Here is a 14032-nt window from a genome sequence, read left to right as displayed (position 1 = left end):
CTGCCTGCGTTGCGCGCTCGTCAGTGTGCTTCACGGTCGGCCGGCGAGGAAGCTCCGCAGGTGGGCGGTGAGGACGGCGGGCTGGTCCTCGGGGATCAGCGTGTAGCTGTCGGCGATCTCGACGAGCTCGGCCTGCGGCAGCAGTTCGGCCAGGCGGCGGCCATGGGAGAGGGGCATCACGCGGTCCTCGGTGGCCCAGGCGACAAGGGTGGGGCGGTCGAAGGTGCGAAGCGCCTCGGACCAGGCGAGCAACTCGGCCTTCGGCGGGGTGCTGAGGACGTACTTGCGCAGGTCGCGGCGCACCCCGGCGGAGCTGACCACGGGCCGGAACCAGGCATCCATGATCTCTGGCGGCACGGGCCGCTTGGTCATCCAGCCCCAGGTCACCGGAAGCCGGCGCATGGGCTTCAGGCGGAGCAGGTTGAAGGCCAGGGCCAGGCCGCCGGGCAACCTGGCGGAGGTGACCAGGTTGCTGCCGGGCAGGCCGGGCGGGTAGTTGTCGAAGGCCTCGCAGGAGGTGATGACGAGCCGGCCGATGCGGGTCGCGCGGCCGTCGGCGACCAGGCTCTGTGCGCCGCCCCAGTCGTTGAGCACCAGCGTGACATCGCTCAGGTCGAGCCGTTCGAGGAACTCGTCCACCAGCCGGGCGACGCCGAGGATCGACAGGTCCGCGTCCGGGTGCATCGGCCGGCGGTGGCCGCCGAGCGGGAGCGTGGGGACGACGCAGCGGAAGTCGTCCTGGAGCCCGGCGACGACGTGGCGCCAGAGCGAACCGTCCATGGCGACGCCGTGCAGCAGGACGACCACGGGGCCGTCACCGCCGGAGTCCTGGTAGTCGATGGTTCCCGCCGAGAGTTCCAACTCGGGCATGAGGGCCCCTCCTACGCTCGTGACGATGGATCGGCCGCGCCAAGCGTGTGGTGCTGGAGTGTTGAGTGATGCCCAACACCCCAGCAACATAACGCACCTGATCTATCGGTCGGGTCCGTTGCAGATTCACGTCCCCGTCAAGGAGTGGGGGCAGTACCGGGAGCCGGCAGCGTCCCTGAGGTCAGGAAGAAGGTATCTGCGTAGGTGAAGCGTCCGGCGCGGACTGCTTGGTCGAACTGGACCACGAATCTGTCGGCGTCGGCAGCGCCGAGGTATCCGCGGGCGGCAGCGGTGTGCGCCCAGCTCCGCAGCCCCATCACGTTGTCCACGGCCGTCGGGTCGCGGACTACAAGGGTTCGGGCTTCCACCGCGACGTCTTCGAGCGCGCGGGCGGCCGGCATGCCGGGGTGCCGATGTGCCAGCGTGCCATTGCGGAGAGCGGCGTCGGCGCGGAAGCGCAGAACCTGAGCGGCGAGGTTCTGGTCCTCGATGTCGAGGACCTGGGTGGCGTAGTCCGGGTCGGCCAGTACGATCCGGCCGCCGGGGCGGACTACGCGGAACATTTCGTCGAGCACCCGTTCCGGGTCTTCCACATGCTGCAGTACGCGGTCCGCCCATGCGCCGTCGAAGCACGAGTCCTGGAACGGCAGACACCGCCCGTCCGCGACAGTGATGTGCGCGAGGCCCGCGCCTTTCATCGCGGCAGCCATCGTCAGGGAGTTGTCCGCGCCCACTACCCGCGCTCCGCATTCGGCGGTCAGAGCCAGTGCGCCGTCCCCCGATCCGGCACCCACGTCGAGGAAGCGTCCGCCCGGACGGGCCTGGAGGAGGTCTCACAGCCGCTGTTTGTATGCACCATAGAACGGCTCGGCGGCCAGGCACTTCAGGACTTCGACGAGTTCGGTCGGCTGCGGCTGGGTGTCGACCGCTGTGAAGGCGTGGGGCACATGACGTCGGCTCATGGGTGAAACGTAGGCGCTTCGGCTGATCCCGAACGGCGTTCGGGAAGGTCACCTTCGCGCTAGCGGCAGAAGCACTGGTAGTGGAGGTCTTGAGTGCCGAGGGCCATGTCAGGACGTGTGACGCACAGCATTGATCACGCGGGGGGCGGTCAGCGGGCTCCGGGCCTCTCCGGGGCACCGTGCCGGACCACGGAGGACTTCTGTGTGCGGATCAGTTCCCGGTACCAGGCGTACGAGTCCGGGCTGTGCGGCGAAGGCGTCCCAGCCGGAGGGGCCCTTGCCGTCGGTCTCGGACGCGCCTTCGGTCTGGAACGCGGAGGCGGAGGCCCCCCAGAGGAAACCGGGCGGGAACGACGGCACAGTCATCTCGGCCTCCACAGCCGTAAGAGGGAGCGCGTATTGAGCAGAACCTGACGGGGCAATGATCAGAGCCAGACCTTAATCGCCAGTAACGGGCTCGATCCAGTGTCGTGAGTCAGCCGTCGCGGCTGCTGCCGGCCATGGAGCACGGGGGCGAGGAGACGAGGAGCGTTACATGCTGTTCGAGGTATGGGCACCGGATGCGGACTCGGTGGAACTGCGACTGGCGGGGTCGCCGCGCGCGATGGGGCGTGATCCCCTGCGGGACGGCTGGTGGACGGTCGAGGCGGAGGCGGCGGACGGGGACCGCTACGGCTTCGTGCTGAACGCGGGCGAGGCCGGCGGGGGCGGCGAAGGCGGCAGCGCGGACGGCGAAGGCGCGGGCGGCGCGACCGTGCTGCCCGATCCGCGTTCGCGCCGTCAGCCGGACGGGCCGGACGGCGAGAGCGCCGTCGTCGACCACTCGGCGTACGCCTGGCGCAACGACTGGGCGGGCCGGGGGCTGCCGGGCGCCGTCCTGTACGAGCTGCACATCGGTACGTACACGGACGAGGGCACCTTCGACGCCGCGGCGGCCCGGCTCGGCCATCTCGCCGAACTGGGCATCACCCATGTGTCGCTGATGCCGGTCTGTCCCTTCCCCGGCACTCACGGCTGGGGGTACGAGGGGGTGTCGCTCTGGGCCGTGCACGAACCGTACGGCGGCCCGGAAGGACTGAAGCGCTTTGTCGACACGGCGCACGGCCTCGGGGTCGCGGTCGTGCTGGACGTGGTCCACAACCATCTCGGCCCGTCCGGCAACCACCTCCCGGCCTTCGGCCCGTACTTCACCGACACCCACCACACGCCGTGGGGTGCGGCGGTCAACCTCGACGCGCCCGGTTCGGACGAGGTGCGGGCGTATCTGCTGGGCAGCGCGCTCGCCTGGCTGCGGGACTACCGGCTCGACGGGCTGCGGCTGGACGCCGTCCACGCCCTGGCCGACGACCGGGCACTGACGTTCCTGGAGGAGCTGGCCGCGGCGACCGACGCGCTCGCCGCCGAACTCGGCCGTCCGCTCTCGCTGATCGCCGAGTCCGACCGGTGTGATCCGCGGACCACGACGCCGCGCGAATCGGGCGGCATCGGTCTGCACGCCCAGTGGAACGACGACTTCCACCACGCCCTGCACACCGCACTGACCGGCGAGTCCCAGGGCTATTACGCGGACTTCGCCACGGCCCCGCTGGCCGCCGTCGCCAAGACCGTGACGAACGCGTTCTTCCACAACGGTACGTACTCCAGCTTCCGCGGCCGTACCCACGGCCGCCCCGTCGACATCGCCCGCACCCCGGCCCACAGCTTCGTCGGCTATGCCCAGACCCATGACCAGATCGGCAACCGGGCCCGGGGCGACCGGCTCTCCGCCACCCTCTCCCCCGGACTGCTGGCCTGCGCCGCGGCCCTCGTGCTGACCGGGCCGTTCACCCCGATGCTGTTCATGGGCGAGGAGTGGGGTGCCCGTACGCCCTGGCAGTTCTTCACCGACCACACCGACCCGGCGCTCGCCGAGGCCGTACGCAGCGGCAGACGGCGGGAGTTCGCGGCGCACGGCTGGGCGGCGGACGACGTTCCGGACCCGCAGGACCCGGCCACCCGCGACCGCTCCTGCCTGGACTGGAGCGAACCGGCCCGGGAGCCGCACGCCCGTCTGCACGCCTGGTACCGCGAGCTGATCGCGCTGCGCCGCGCCCTGCCCGACCTCTGCGACCCGGACCTGGCGTCGGTGCGCACCGCCCACGACGAACAGGCGCGCTGGCTGGCGTACCGGAGGGGCGATCTGCGGATCGCCGTCAACCTCGACGAGAAACCGGCCACGATCCCCCTGGGCGGCGGCCGGCGCCGGGGCGGCGCGGGCCGGGTGGTGGCCGCGTGGGAGCCGGTGGAGACCCCGGGCGGCGACGGGCTGCTGCATCTGCCGCCGGAGTCCTGCGTGGTGCTGGCCGACGACTGATCCGCGACGCCGCGTCCGGCTACCCGGCTACCCGGCTACCCGGCTACCCGGCTACTCGGTTACTCGGTTACTCGGTTACTCGACGATCGCCAGTTCGCGCGCGGTGCTGTTGAGGCGACGGCCGCCGTCCTCGGTCACGGTCACGATGTCCTCGATCCGGACACCGAACCGGCCCGGCAGATAGATGCCCGGCTCCACGGAGAAGCACATCCCGGGCACCAGTGGTTGTTCCTCGCCCTCGATCATGTACGGCGGTTCGTGGGTGGTGACGCCGATGCCGTGGCCCGTGCGGTGGATGAAGCGCTCGCCGTAACCGAACTCGGTGATGACGGCGCGGGCCGCCCGGTCGATCTCCTGGCAGGCGACGCCGGGCCGGACCGCGTCGCAGCCCGCCTCCTGCGCTACGCGCACGATGTCGTGGACCCGCTGCTCCTCGGCGGTTGGCTCGCCGACATGGACCGTACGGGAGGTGTCGGAGCCGTAGCCGTGCTTGAGGCCGCCGAAGTCGAGCACGACCATGTCGCCCCGCTCGATGGTGCGGTCGCCCGCCTCGTGGTGCGGATTGGCGCCGTTCGGGCCGGAGCCGACGACGGTGAAGTCGACCTGGGAGTGCCCGAACTGCTTGAGCAGACCGGCCAGATCGGCGGCGATGTCGGTCTCCTTGCGCCCGGCGAAACGCACCTTGAGGATCTCGCCGTACGTGGCGTCCGCAGCGGCCCCGGCGGCCGCGATCCGCTCCAGCTCATGGGCGTCCTTCACCGCGCGCAGCATCGGCAGCGCCTCGGTGAGGGCGACGTACGAGGTGCCCGGGAGCGTTCGCTGCAGCGCGAGCAGATGCATCGCCCACGCGTTGTCGCTGACCCCGAAGCGGCCCCGGTCGTCGAGCAGCGGAGCGGTGACGGCGTACGGGTCCTTGCCGTCGGTCCAGTCCCGCAGGGTCAAGGCCGGTGCGCCGACGGCCTTCTCGGCGTCCGGGGCCTCCAGGGTCGGGACGACGAGGACCGGGTCCTGGCCGGCGGTGAGGACGAGGACGGTGAGGCGTTCGGTGTTCACGGGCTGATAGCCGGTGAGGTACACCAGGTCCGGTCCGGGGGCGACCAGCACGCCCGCGAGCCCGGCCTCGGCAGCGGTTTCGGCGGCGCGCGCCATCCGGGCCCGGTAGTCGTCGGCGGTGAACGGTACGGGCTGGTTCGGGCTGGACATGCGGGACCTCCTGGCGACGCGACACGGCATACAGCATCCTGCCCGTGCGCTCCGTTCCGCGCGAGCGGGAATCAGTTTTCCGGGTGCGGTCGTACGACGAGGTCGGCGCGGGAACGACCCCGCTCGACCAGGCGCGCGTTGGATTCGTCGGACTCGGCCACCCAACGCTCCGCGTATGGCCGCGGCCTGCCGAAGCGCACATGCCGGTCGACGAGCCGCTGCACCCGCAGGGCCGGTTCGAGATCCAGGAACCACGCCTCGTCCAGCAGCCCGCGCACGGGCGCCCAGCCCCCTTCGTCGTGCAGGAGGTAATTGCCCTCGGTGACAACGAGCGGGACATCCGGGGGTACGGGGACGGCCCCGGCGATCGGCTCCTCCAGGGCACGGTCGAAGGCGGGGGCGTACACGGTGGTTTCCGGTTCCGGGTGGCGCAGGCGCCGGAGCAGGGCCGTGTACCCGGCGGCATCGAAGGTGTCGGGGGCGCCCTTGCGCCCGGCACGGCCGAGCCGTTCCAACTCGGCCTGGGCGAGGTGGAAGCCGTCCATGGGAACGAGGACGGCGAGACCGTCGAGCGCGTCGACGAGCCGTGCGGCCAGGGTGGACTTTCCAGCTCCGGGCGGTCCCGCGATGCCGAGAATGCGGCGGTGGCCGGAGACGGCGAGGCGCAGGCCGCGGGCCGTCGGCTCCGTGAGGTCACTGATGTCCATGCGGGGCATTGTCCTGCCGCGCGCCGGACGAGTGTCATGGCGGGTGTCATGGCGGGTGTCATGGCGGGTGCGGTCGACACGGCGCCCGCAGGGGCGGGTAAATCGGGTGCGGTCGACACGGCGCCCGCAGGGGCGGGTAAATAACGAATGGGCTCACGACACCCTTGCCCGCCCCTGTCCGAGGAGTCTCATGCCGCACATCGCCCTGGTCACCCTGGTCGTCCGCGACTACGACGAGGCCCGCGACTTCTACACCGGGTGTGAGTAGTTGAGGTACAGGGAATCCCGGTGAGATTGATCTTGCTGGGGTGCGCCTACTTCGCGGGTGCTTCGAGCTGGTGGGGGACCGCGACGCCGGCCCCGCGGAGCAGAGCAGCGAGGTCGTCCGGGATGGCCATCGGGGTGGTGAGCCCAGCCCGGGTGCGGCCGGTGTTGCCGTCCGGATATTTCCCGGCCGCCGAACCGGGAGCAGCGACGGCCAGGCGCACCAGCTGGCCGACGATCTCGCGCACGTCGCGGTCACGCAGGGCGAGGCGGAGCATCACCCCATGGGTTCGGGTGTGAGGCCAGGGCCAGGGCTGGGACAGGATGTGAGCCCGCTCGGCGGCGCGCCACCGTTGCGCCGCCGGTCCCGGAGTGCGGGCCGCGGTCATCTCGGCGGTGAACGCCTCCAGCAGGGCGGGCGGCATGGGAGAGGGGCGAGGCACGGCAACCTCCAATAGTTCAGGATTTCTTGGATTCAAGCATCCGTGTATCGTCCTGTCCATGTTGACCCGCGCCACCGACCTCGACGCCCTGACCCGCTTCGGCCGGGCGCTGGCCGATCCGATCCGCTGCCGCCTGCTGCTCGCGCTGCGCGAGGCCCCGGCCTACCCCTCCGACCTTGCCGACACGCTGGGGATCTCCCGCACCCGGCTGTCGAACCACCTGGCGTGCCTGCGCGACTGCGGCCTGGTCGTCACCGTCCCCGACGGCCGCCGTACTCGCTACGAACTGGCCGACCCCCGCCTCGGCCACGCGCTGGACGACCTGCGAAATGCGGTGGTGGCCGTCGCCACCGACCGCACGTGCGTGGACGCCGACGACAAGGGGTGCTGCTGATGACCGCGATATCGCTCGGGCCCAGCCCGGCCCGTCGCGACATCCTCGCCCGCCGAATACGGCTGCTGGTCGCGGCGACCATCACCTACAACGTCATCGAGGCGATCGTCGCCATCACCGCCGGCACCCTTGCCTCCTCCACCGCGCTGATCGGCTTCGGGCTGGACTCGGTCATCGAGGTCTCCTCGGCCGCCGCGGTCGCCTGGCAGTTCTCCGCCCGTGACCACGCCGTACGCGAGGCCCGCGAGCAGCGCACCCTGCGGATCATCGCGGTCTCCTTCCTCGCGCTTGCCGCGTACGTCTCCTTCGACGCCGTCCGGGCGCTCACCGGCACCGGGGAGGCAGAGCGGTCGATCCCGGGCATCGTCATCGCCGCCCTGTCGTTGGCGATCATGCCGTTCCTGTCCGCCGCCCAGCGCCGCGCCGGGCGGGAACTGGGCTCCGCCTCCGCGGTCGCGGACTCCAAACAGACGCTTTTGTGTACGTACCTGTCCGCCGTGCTGCTGCTCGGCCTGATCCTGAACGCCACCCTCGGCTGGTCCTGGGCCGACCCGATCGCCGCCCTGGTCATCGCCGCCATCGCCGTCAAGGAAGGCCGCGAGGCGTGGCAGGGCAAGGGATGCTGCGCCCCCACCGCCCCACTCGTGCTGTCCGCCGGCGACGAGGCGGATGCGTGCGGCTGCCGCCCCGGCTGCGACTGCTGCAACTGACCACCAACCGCTCCCGCTCCGAGGCCCGCCGGGCGGGGCTGATCAGCCGGTTCGCCATCAGCACCACGAACAGGCCCAGCGCGTCATCGACCGCCTGCGCCTCCAGTTGGCGCACCACCGCCGTCAACAGCGCGGTCCGCCGGGGCTCCGGCGCGCGCTCGATCGTCTGCGCCTTGCTCAGCTGCCCGTACCGGGCGAGCGTGGACAGCCTGTTCACCGGCACCCGTGACAGGTTCACCCGGCCCAGCGCGAACGCGGAGATCTCCTCCACCCGCTCCATGGCCCGCACCATCGCGGTGCCCGTCGACGTCACCGGCGGTGTGCGCAGGCGCTCCAGCTCCGAGACCCGCTTGCCCTCCGGCACCGCCAGCAGCGCGGCCAGCGCCGGCGCGAGCGAGGGGTCGGCCCGGTGTGCCGCGCGGGCCACCGCCGCGTACACGCGCCGCTCGGCCACCGTGCGGGCCTCCGACACCTGCCGGCGGCCGGGGTGCGGTTCCTGGAGGAGCCGCGGCACGAAGCGTACGGATCGGTGGCGGTCTTCGAGGACCTGTACGGCAACCGCTGGGATCTGCTCCAGCCCGAGTGAGGAAACGGCCGCGACTCGCTCAGCGCGTGCCCTTGCCCTCCAGGTACGCCAGCACCGCAAGCACCCGCCGGTGCACCGTGCCGTCGTCCGGCTCCAGGCCGAGCTTGGCGAAGATCGAGCCGATGTGCTTGCTCACGGCCCGTTCGGTCACCACCAGTTCGGCTGCGATGGTGGCGTTCGCCTTGCCCTGTGCCATCTGCTCCAGGACTTCCCGCTCGCGCGGAGTGAGGCTCCGCAGGGGTTCGGCCGACGACTTGCGGGTCAGCAGCTGGGTCACGACCTCGGGGTCGAGCGCTGTGCCGCCGGCCGCCACCCGGTCGAGCGCCTGGAGGAACTGGTCGACCCGGCCCACCCGGTCCTTCAGCAGGTAGCCGATGCCCTCGGCGCCCCGGGCGAGCAGCTCGGCGGCGTACGTCTCCTCGACGTACTGCGAAAGGACCAGGATCGGCAGGTCGGGCATCTCCGCGCGGGCGGCAAGTGCGGCGCGCAGCCCCTCGTCGCGGAAGGTGGGTGGGAGCCGTACGTCGAGCACGGCGGCGTCCGGGCGGTGTTCCAGCAGCGCGGGGAGCACCTCGGGACCGACCGCCGCGTCGGCCACCACCTCGTGGCCCGAGCCGGTGAGGAGCAGGATGAGCCCCTCCCTCAGCAAGGCGTTGTCCTCGGCGATCACGATCCGCACGGCAGCTCCACTTCGATTTCCGTCGGCCCCCCGGTGGGGCTGCTCATGCGGGTGGTGCCGTCGAGGGCGGCGATCCGACGCCTGATTCCGACCAGTCCGCTCCCGGCGCGTTCGTCCGCACCGCCGTGCCCATTGTCGCCGATGACCACCCGAAGGATGCCGGGGCCGCGGTCGATGCCTATCCTCGCGGCAGTCGCGCCGCTGTGTTTGCTGATGTTGGTGAGGGCCTCGGCGATCACGAAGTAGGCGGCGGCCTCGATCGCGGCCGGCAGCCGGCGCCCGTCCTCCACCCCGTCGAGCTCTGCGGCGACGGGCACGCCGACATCGGCGGCCAACGCCCGTACCGCTCCGGCCAGCCCGCGGTCCGTCAGGACGGGCGGATGGATGCCGCGCACCACGTGCCGCAGTTCCGCGAGGGCCGCCTCCGCACCGTCCTGCGCCTCGTCGAGGCGGATGCGCGCGGCGGCCGGGTCACGGTCCAGGAGCTGTTTGGCGAGGCCGATCCGCATGGACAGCGCGACGATCCTGGCCTGGGCGCCGTCGTGCAGATCCCGTTCGATCCGCCGTAGTTCGGCGCCGTGCGCCTCGACCGCTCCGGCCCGGCTCTCGGTCAGCTGGGCGATCCGCTCGGCGAGTGCGGTGGACGGCGAGACGGTGAGCAGGGAACGGGTCCAGCTCGCCGACAGATCGGCGAGGACGGAATGCCAGCGCAGCACCAGTCCTTGTCGCACGGGCGGCGGCGTCCCGTACTCGTCGGTGGTGCGTCTGTCCAGCAGGTGCACCACGGGCAGGACGACCCCGTCGACGAGGAGGCCGACCGGCCACAGCACCATCGCGAAGTAGCCGATGACGTTGCCCATGAGCGCCTGGAGCGGTAGCCAGAGCGCGTCGCGCCAGACCGTCGGATCGGTGAGGACGCGCCGTACCCGCTCGGAGAGTTCACCACCGTCCAGCGGCGGATACGGCGTCGGCGTGAACGGGACGCCGAGCCGCGCGGCCGCCCTGCGCCGCTCGAACTCCGCGAAGCGGCGCAGCACTTTGGCGGCCTCGGGCAGTGCGGGCAGCCCGACGACCACGACGGCGAACATCAGGACCGCCACCACCAGAAAGGTGCTCAGATACGCGATCAGCCCCATCCCGACGCCGACGAACAGATAGCGCGAGGCGTCCCACGAACGCCGGATGGCGACCGTCAGCGGGGCGGGAGTGATGCTCATGCGCATCACGTTACGGGGGTTCACCCGCCGCCGGAGTGGAGACCTCCCCCGGGTCCTGGTGGAGTCGGCTACACCCCCGGTCCGGGAGCGCGCACTCTCGTCCGGCCACCCCCTCGCTCATAGCGTCTACCCAGGTCAGAAGGGACGAGGCCGAGCATGAAGCAGGACAGGGAACGGGTGGAGTCGACGGTGGACACGATCACGGCGATGCGGGCGACCGCACTGAGTCTGGAGTCGGTGAGCCGACGTTACGGGCGCCGCGGCGACCGGGAGACGGTCGCGCTCGACGCGGTGAGCTGCGCGGTCCAGGCCGGAAGCTTCACCGCGGTGGTGGGCCCCTCGGGATCGGGGAAGAGCACGTTCCTGCAATGCGCGGCGGGCCTGGACCGTCCGACCTCGGGGACGGTACGGGTCGGGGGCACGGATCTCGACACGCTGTCCGAGGCCGCGCTGACCCGGCTGCGCCGGGACCGCATCGGTTTCGTCTTCCAGTCGCACGCCCTGAATCTGGTGCCTTCGCTGAACATCGAGGAGAACGTCGTGCTGCCGCTGGTACTGGCGGGCGCCGATCCGGCGGCCGAGCGGGTGCTGGCCCGCGGCCGGGACCTGCTGGCCCGGGTCGGCCTGGCGGGGCGCGGCGCGCAGGGCCCCGCGACGCTCTCGGGCGGCCAGCAGCAGCGGGTCGCGGTGGCGCGGGCGCTGGTGACCGAGCCCGATGTGATCTTCGCTGACGAGCCGACGGCGTCCCTGGACCCGGAGTCGGCGACGCTGGTGCTCGGGCTGCTGCGGGACGCGGTACGGATCGACGGCCGTACGGTCGTCATGGTCACCCATGATCCGGTGGCGGCGAGCTGGGCGGACGCCGTGCTGACGATGGACGGCGGCCGACTGCGATGAGCAAGCGTACGGATACGTCCACGGGTACGGGCACAGGCACGGGTACGGGCACAGGCACGGGCACAGGCACGGGCACGGGCACGGGCACGCGTAGGCCGCGCACCGATGTGCGGCACGGGGTGCGGCGGGCGTCGGCATTCCTCGCCCGGCGTTCGCTGAAGACCCATCGCCTGGCGTGGGCGGCGGTGTTCGCGGCGACGACGGCCGCCGCCGCGCTGATCGGCGCGTTCGCCTTCGTCCTGGGTTCGCTGCTGCCGGCGCAGCCGCCGGTGGAGCGCTATGCGGGGGCCGACGCGGTGGTGGCGGCCGATCAGAAGGTGACGTACACGGCGAAGCCGTGGGGCAGTGAGCCGAAGACCGCCACGACGTATCTGCCCGAACGGGTCCGCCTCGACCGCTCGGTGGTGCGGAAGGCGGCCGCCGCCGACGGGGTCGCGAAGGCGGTCGTGGACGACTCGGTGCCGGTGACCGTGAGCGGCGGGAGCACCGGGCCCGGCGCACCCGGCGGGGCGGGCGCGGCTTCGGCTGTCGGACGGTCCTGGGAGTCCGCCGTGCTCACTCCGTACCGGCTGACGGACGGACACGCGCCGACGACGTCCTCCGAGGTGGTCATCGACCGCGCGCTGGCGGCAGCGGCCGGAAGCAAGCCCGGCAGTCATGTGACATTGCAGTTGGACGGGGCACCCCGCGTCTACACCGTGAGCGGCGTCGCCGACACCGCGCACCGGGGCGCCGCCCCCGCCGTTTTCTTCACCGAGCAGCGGCTGACGGCCCTGGCCGGACACCCCGGCACGGTCGACGCCATCGGCATCGTCGCCGAGAAGGGCGTCCCGGCCGGCACGCTGCTGGCGTCACTGGCAGCGGCGCTGCCCGACCGCGCGCACGGCGACCGCGGGATCCGGATCCTCACCGGCTCGGAGCGCGGGCAGGCCGAGTACGTCGGCGCGCTCGGCGCCCGCGGCGATCTGCTGCCCCTGCTCGCCTCCATCGCCGGGACCGTCCTCATGGTGGCGCTCCTGGTGATCGCGACCACCCTGTCCCAGGCGGTCCACCAGCGCTCCGGCGAACTGGCGTTGCTGCGCGCGGTCGGGGCGACGCCCCGGCAGCTCAGGTCGGCCGTCGGACGTGAGGTGAGCCGGGTGACCGGCGTCGCGGCGGTGCTGGGCGGAATCGGCGGCGTGCCGCTGGGTCTGCTGATGCGGTCGCTGCTGACCACGGACCCGCTGCCGCTGCCCGTGCCGGTGTGGCTGCCGTTCGCCGCGGGGGCCACGGCCACGGTGCTCGTCGCGCTCGCGGCGCGTCCGGTGTCGATGCTCGCCGCCAGGTCCATCACCCGGCTGCGGCCCGCCGCGGCACTGGACGCGGCCCGTGCGCCCGAGCCGGGCGAGCCGGGCCGGGTGCGTACGGTCTTTGGAGTGGTGCTGGCCGTGGCGGGGGCCGGTTCGGCGGGCGCGGCTACGGCGCAGGGCGGACAGGCCGCCGCGGTGGCCGCCTCGGGTGCGGCGACCTCGCTGATCATCGCGGTGGCGCTGCTCGGTCCCCGGATCGCCCGGGTGGCGATGCGGGTACTCGGTACGCCGGTACGGCGTTTGGGCGGGGTCTCCGGCTTCCTGGCCGCCAGGTCCGCCACCGCGCACCACCGGCGGCTCGGTGCGGCGATCACCCCGATCGTGCTGGTCGTCGCGTTCGTCTGCGTACAGCTGACGGCCGGTTCGACGCTGGAGCAGGCCGCCGACCGGCAGGCCGCTGCCGCGCTCCGGGCGGATCTGGTGGCGACGGGCCCGGTCGCCGGGCTGCCGGCCGCTGCGGCGCGGGCGGTGTGCGCGTGCGGACCATCCCGCCCGGGCCATCGGGCCGGGGCCTCCGGGCCGCGCGTGCTGGGTCACCGGTCAGTGACCGGCCGCGAGTTCGCCGCTGAGCCTGCCGTCGCGGTCTTCGAGGACCTGCACGACAACCGCTCGGACCCGCTCCGGGTCGGCGTGAGGTGCGCTGCCGGACGAACTCCCACTCTTCCCAACGGCGCCGGGAATTGTCATGATCCGCCCATGACCACAGACAAAATGTCTCCGGTGTACGAGGTGCGGTACGGCTGGGACGGCAAGACACTGGGCGTCGTTGCCACATCGGCTGTCTTCACCGTGATCCTGCTGGTGGCGGACGCTTCGCCCGTCCTGCGGGGACTGGGCCTCGCGCTGTTCGGCGGCGGCGGACTCTTCATGGCCTTCACCGCCATGAGCCGCAAGCCGGCGTTCCGCGTCGACGAGACCGGGGTGCTCCTCGGCGGATCCCCCGCACGCTACCGGGCGACCACGGCGCACGTGCCCTGGCAGGACATCACCGCGATAGTTCTCTGGCGGCAGCAGTCCGCAGCGAACATACCCTGGGTCGGTGTCGCCCGCCGCCCCGGAGCAGCCCCGCTGCCCGGGCCCGGGCAGGGGCGGTTCGCGCAAGCCACAGCGCAAGCATTCGTGCCGGGCGTCCCCGCGGACGTGGTCCTGGCCTCGCGGACGGTCGCGGGCTGGCGTCTCGACCGGACCCGACTGGCTGCGGCCGTCGACCGCTTCGCCCCAGGAGTCCCGGTGGTCGACGCCGGATAGCGCACCGGCTGTCGTCAGCCCGCCCCATTGCCCTCCAGCTACCCCAGCACCGCAAGCACGCGCCGGTGCACCGTGCCGTCGTCCGGTTGAAGGCCGAGTTCGGCGGAGATCGAGCCGATGCGCTTGCTCACCGCCCGTTCCGTGACGACC

General features: G+C 72.2%; 13 protein-coding genes and 4 pseudogenes. 7 read left to right on the top strand and 10 right to left on the bottom strand.

Going from position 1 to position 14032, the window contains the following annotated elements:
- Positions 1–30 precede the first annotated feature (30 nt).
- The 4 genes and pseudogenes from OG936_RS28865 to OG936_RS28850 all read right to left on the bottom strand — a co-directional run.
- Positions 31–870 (bottom strand): alpha/beta fold hydrolase, encoded by an 840-nt coding sequence (locus tag OG936_RS28865; protein WP_406498627.1) that lies wholly within the window; start codon positions 868–870, stop codon positions 31–33.
- A 137-nt stretch (positions 871–1007) separates the two neighbouring features.
- Positions 1008–1682, bottom strand: a pseudogene (locus OG936_RS28860) (methyltransferase domain-containing protein); the annotation flags it as partial.
- A 21-nt stretch (positions 1683–1703) separates the two neighbouring features.
- A complete protein-coding gene (locus tag OG936_RS28855; protein WP_406498625.1) occupies positions 1704–1832 on the bottom strand; it encodes a hypothetical protein in 129 nt (42 codons plus the stop codon).
- Between the two features lie 210 nt (positions 1833–2042).
- Positions 2043–2198 (bottom strand): annotated as a pseudogene (locus tag OG936_RS28850) (family 1 glycosylhydrolase); the annotation flags it as partial.
- 169 nt (positions 2199–2367) lie between these two features.
- Between OG936_RS28850 and treZ the strand changes: the two are divergent.
- The gene (gene treZ, locus OG936_RS28845; protein WP_406498623.1) at positions 2368–4185 is read left to right on the top strand and encodes a malto-oligosyltrehalose trehalohydrolase; all 1818 of its coding nucleotides are present in this window, start codon (positions 2368–2370) and stop codon (positions 4183–4185) included.
- A gap of 75 nt (positions 4186–4260) precedes the next feature.
- Here the strand turns inward: treZ and OG936_RS28840 are convergent, their stop codons facing one another.
- Together OG936_RS28840 and OG936_RS28835 are read right to left on the bottom strand one after the other, a co-directional pair.
- A complete protein-coding gene (locus OG936_RS28840) occupies positions 4261–5388 on the bottom strand; it encodes a M24 family metallopeptidase (RefSeq protein ID WP_406498621.1) in 1128 nt (375 codons plus the stop codon).
- Positions 5389–5459: 71 nt separating this feature from the next.
- On the bottom strand, positions 5460–6095 hold the full coding sequence (locus OG936_RS28835; RefSeq protein ID WP_406498619.1) for a nucleoside/nucleotide kinase family protein: 636 nt from the start codon (positions 6093–6095) through the stop codon (positions 5460–5462).
- Between the two features lie 106 nt (positions 6096–6201).
- Between OG936_RS28835 and OG936_RS28830 the strand changes: the two genes are divergently transcribed.
- Positions 6202–6363: a hypothetical protein gene (locus OG936_RS28830; protein ID WP_406498617.1), complete on the top strand. Its 162-nt coding sequence runs from the start codon at positions 6202–6204 to the stop codon at positions 6361–6363.
- A gap of 46 nt (positions 6364–6409) precedes the next feature.
- On the opposite strand, the gene OG936_RS28825 is transcribed toward OG936_RS28830, so the two are convergent.
- Positions 6410–6802: a DUF3703 domain-containing protein gene (locus OG936_RS28825; protein WP_406498616.1), complete on the bottom strand. Its 393-nt coding sequence runs from the start codon at positions 6800–6802 to the stop codon at positions 6410–6412.
- A 58-nt stretch (positions 6803–6860) separates the two neighbouring features.
- On the opposite strand from OG936_RS28825, the gene OG936_RS28820 reads away from it, so the two are divergent.
- Together OG936_RS28820 and OG936_RS28815 are read left to right on the top strand one after the other, a co-directional pair.
- Entirely contained in the window at positions 6861–7196 is a 336-nt protein-coding gene (locus tag OG936_RS28820; RefSeq protein ID WP_406498615.1) for an ArsR/SmtB family transcription factor, read from the top strand.
- Positions 7196–7906 (top strand): cation transporter, encoded by a 711-nt coding sequence (locus tag OG936_RS28815; protein WP_406498613.1) that lies wholly within the window; start codon positions 7196–7198, stop codon positions 7904–7906. Before OG936_RS28820 ends, OG936_RS28815 begins: the two co-directional genes overlap by 1 nt.
- Before the next feature lie 4 nt (positions 7907–7910).
- Here the strand turns inward: OG936_RS28815 and OG936_RS28810 are convergent.
- Positions 7911–8384, bottom strand: a pseudogene (locus OG936_RS28810) (Tn3 family transposase); the annotation flags it as partial.
- On the opposite strand from OG936_RS28810, the pseudogene OG936_RS28805 reads away from it, so the two are divergent.
- A pseudogene (locus OG936_RS28805) lies at positions 8379–8492 on the top strand (VOC family protein); the annotation flags it as partial. The pseudogenes OG936_RS28810 and OG936_RS28805 sit on opposite strands and share 6 nt — an antisense overlap.
- 19 nt (positions 8493–8511) lie before the next feature.
- Here the strand turns inward: OG936_RS28805 and OG936_RS28800 are convergent.
- Both OG936_RS28800 and OG936_RS28795 read right to left on the bottom strand, forming a co-directional pair.
- Positions 8512–9171, bottom strand: a complete 660-nt coding sequence (locus OG936_RS28800; protein WP_406498612.1) for a LuxR C-terminal-related transcriptional regulator — start codon at positions 9169–9171, stop codon at positions 8512–8514.
- Entirely contained in the window at positions 9159–10388 is a 1230-nt protein-coding gene (locus OG936_RS28795) for a sensor histidine kinase (RefSeq protein ID WP_383754195.1), read from the bottom strand. The genes OG936_RS28800 and OG936_RS28795 overlap by 13 nt, the downstream gene beginning before the upstream one ends.
- A 207-nt stretch (positions 10389–10595) precedes the next feature.
- Here OG936_RS28795 and OG936_RS28790 point away from each other — a divergent pair, with 207 nt between their 5' ends.
- Positions 10596–11285: an ABC transporter ATP-binding protein gene (locus tag OG936_RS28790; RefSeq protein WP_406500649.1), complete on the top strand. Its 690-nt coding sequence runs from the start codon at positions 10596–10598 to the stop codon at positions 11283–11285.
- A complete protein-coding gene (locus tag OG936_RS28785) occupies positions 11282–13882 on the top strand; it encodes an ABC transporter permease (RefSeq protein WP_406498611.1) in 2601 nt (866 codons plus the stop codon). The genes OG936_RS28790 and OG936_RS28785 overlap by 4 nt, the downstream gene beginning before the upstream one ends.
- The last annotated feature ends 150 nt before the right edge of the window (positions 13883–14032 follow it).

This window comes from Streptomyces sp. NBC_00846 (assembly GCF_045207325.1).
GTDB lineage: Bacteria > Actinomycetota > Actinomycetes > Streptomycetales > Streptomycetaceae > Streptomyces.
The sequence above is the reverse complement of the archived record's forward strand: the minus strand, read 5'-3'. Positions and strand labels throughout refer to the sequence as shown.

What these genes read in the sequence shown, in the direction of transcription:
- OG936_RS28865 (WP_406498627.1), bottom strand. Translation starts at nt 870, where the DNA reads ATGCCCGAGTTGGAACTCTCGGCGGGAACCATCGACTACCAGGACTCC.
- OG936_RS28855 (WP_406498625.1), bottom strand. Translation starts at nt 1,832, where the DNA reads ATGAGCCGACGTCATGTGCCCCACGCCTTCACAGCGGTCGACACCCAG.
- treZ (WP_406498623.1), top strand. Translation starts at nt 2,368, where the DNA reads ATGCTGTTCGAGGTATGGGCACCGGATGCGGACTCGGTGGAACTGCGA.
- OG936_RS28840 (WP_406498621.1), bottom strand. Translation starts at nt 5,388, where the DNA reads ATGTCCAGCCCGAACCAGCCCGTACCGTTCACCGCCGACGACTACCGG.
- OG936_RS28835 (WP_406498619.1), bottom strand. Translation starts at nt 6,095, where the DNA reads ATGGACATCAGTGACCTCACGGAGCCGACGGCCCGCGGCCTGCGCCTC.
- OG936_RS28820 (WP_406498615.1), top strand. Translation starts at nt 6,861, where the DNA reads ATGTTGACCCGCGCCACCGACCTCGACGCCCTGACCCGCTTCGGCCGG.
- OG936_RS28815 (WP_406498613.1), top strand. Translation starts at nt 7,196, where the DNA reads ATGACCGCGATATCGCTCGGGCCCAGCCCGGCCCGTCGCGACATCCTC.
- OG936_RS28795 (WP_383754195.1), bottom strand. Translation starts at nt 10,388, where the DNA reads ATGAGCATCACTCCCGCCCCGCTGACGGTCGCCATCCGGCGTTCGTGG.
- OG936_RS28790 (WP_406500649.1), top strand. Translation starts at nt 10,596, where the DNA reads ATGCGGGCGACCGCACTGAGTCTGGAGTCGGTGAGCCGACGTTACGGG.
- OG936_RS28785 (WP_406498611.1), top strand. Translation starts at nt 11,282, where the DNA reads ATGAGCAAGCGTACGGATACGTCCACGGGTACGGGCACAGGCACGGGT.